Here is a 1,926-nt window from a genome sequence, read left to right as displayed (position 1 = left end):
TGGTGCGCCCAGCATGGGCGATTGCTTGGGGGTGAAAGTCCCCTGGAGGAAGAGGTGGTGCTAACTCCGAGCCGGAGGCAAGGGCGTCGTTGTGAGGCGGGGTCTGGAGGAAGCCCGAGGCGAATCCCTGCACCGAGGGACACGAACCGCGTATGAGGCCGGGCTGGTCTGGGTGAGCCTGCCAACGAAGGTGAAGCCCGTCATCACCGACAGGACCGTCAGGTAGACGCGGCGGGCGCAGGGGGAAAGTGATCGTTCTTACCTGGGGAGATCTGTCCGGGTGTCGGTTGTGCTGAAGATGTCGCCGCGCCGACGGTCGGCACCGCGAGGTGTGGGCTGACCGGGCAGAGGTCAGCAGAGGTCGTAGTACCGGTGTGGGGAACGGACAATCAGCCGGGAAGGACCGAACGTTGAGTAGAGCGGAAGAATCAGGTTGCTCGTGCCGGTCGCTTTGATCGCAGCCATCCCGCCTGGTGGCGGGCCCACCGCTGGAAGGGGCCGGTGAGTTCCGGTGAGTACCAGTGTGGAGCGTAGCGGCGGGTCGGCGCGCCTTGAGGACGCCGTGATCCCGGGGCGGGAGGAGTCGTTGTGGGAGCGGATGCTGTCACCGGCCAACCTGTCCGGGGCGTTGAGGCGTGTGGAGGCCAACAAGGGTGCGCCTGGTGTGGACGGCATGACCACAGACGAGATTCGTCCGTGGCTGCGGGAGCACTGGGCGGGTGTCCGGGAGGCTTTGGACGCGGGTACGTTCCGGCCCTCGCCGGTCCGCCGGGTGGTGATCCCCAAGCCCGGGGGGCGCGGTGAACGGATGCTGGGGGTGCCCACTGTGCTGGACAGGTTGGTCCAGCAGGCGATCGCGCAGGTGCTCACGCCGATCTTCGACCCGCACTTTTCGGGGTCCAGCTTCGGGTTCCGCCCCGGCCGGTCCGCTCATCAGGCGGTGCGGGTCGCGCGGCGGGCGATCGAGGACGGATACCGCTGGGTCGTGGATGTCGATCTTGAACGGTTCTTCGATCTCGTTCAGTTCGACGTGCTGATGGCGCGGGTGGCGCGCAAGGTCACCGACCGCAAGGTCCTCAAGTTGATCCGGGCTTACCTGGAGGCCGGGGTGATGGTCGGCGGGATCGTTCGGGCGAGTGCGGAGGGGACCCCGCAAGGGTCGCCGCTGTCGCCGATCCTGTCGAACATCATGCTGGACGACCTGGACCGGGAGCTGTGGATGCGCGGTCACCGGTTCGTTCGCTATGCCGACGACGTTCGCGTCTTCGTGCGCAGCAAGCGGGCCGCCGATCGGGTGCTCGACTCGGTCGCCGCCGTGGTCGAGCAGCGGCTGAAACTCAAGGTGAACCGGGAGAAGTCCTCGGTCCGGCATGCTCGCGAGGCGACGCTGCTGGGGTTCGGGTTCTACTTCACCCGCTCTGGGGTGGGCATCCGGGTTGATCCGAAGGCGCTCAGGCGCCTTAAGGATCGGATCCGGGAGTTGACCAGCCGGAGGTGGAGTGTGTCGATGCCCTGCAGGATCGACAGGCTCAATGCGTTCATCCGCGGTTGGATGGGCTACTTCGCCCTAGCGGACCTGGGACGCAGGCTCCGCGATCTGGACGAGTGGTTCCGCCGCCGGATGCGGCAGATTCGCTGGAAGGAATGGAAACGCATCTCAGCCAGACGCCGGAACCTGCGCCGACTCGGCATTCCCGAGCATACCGCCCGTGAATGGGCGGGATCGAGCAAGGGCTACTGGCGGATTGCTGGGTCACCCGTCCTGCAGCGGGCACTGCCCAACACCCACTGGGACGACCTTGGCCTGCTAGGGCTTCAAGCCACCTGGCGCAGACTCAGACCAGCGGCTTGACGAACCGCCGGATGCGGGCCCGCATGTCCGGTGGTGTGAGAGGAGGGCCGGGCGACCCGGCCCTCCTACTCGAT

1 protein-coding gene is annotated in these 1,926 nt (G+C 66.8%); it reads left to right on the top strand.

Annotation, left to right across the window (positions count from 1 at the left end; translation table 11 throughout):
- The first annotated feature begins 511 nt into the window (after nt 1-511).
- The gene (gene ltrA / locus E1289_RS37415) at nt 512-1,852 is read left to right on the top strand and encodes a group II intron reverse transcriptase/maturase (protein ID WP_207929419.1); all 1,341 of its coding nucleotides are present in this window, start codon (nt 512-514) and stop codon (nt 1,850-1,852) included.
- Nucleotides 1,853-1,926: the final 74 nt, after the last annotated feature.

The sequence above is a fragment of the Actinomadura sp. 6K520 genome (assembly GCF_004349245.1).
In the GTDB taxonomy this organism is placed as follows: Bacteria; Actinomycetota; Actinomycetes; order Streptosporangiales; family Streptosporangiaceae; genus Spirillospora.
Note: the sequence above shows the minus strand (reverse complement) of the source record. Positions and strands in the feature narration are given on the sequence as shown.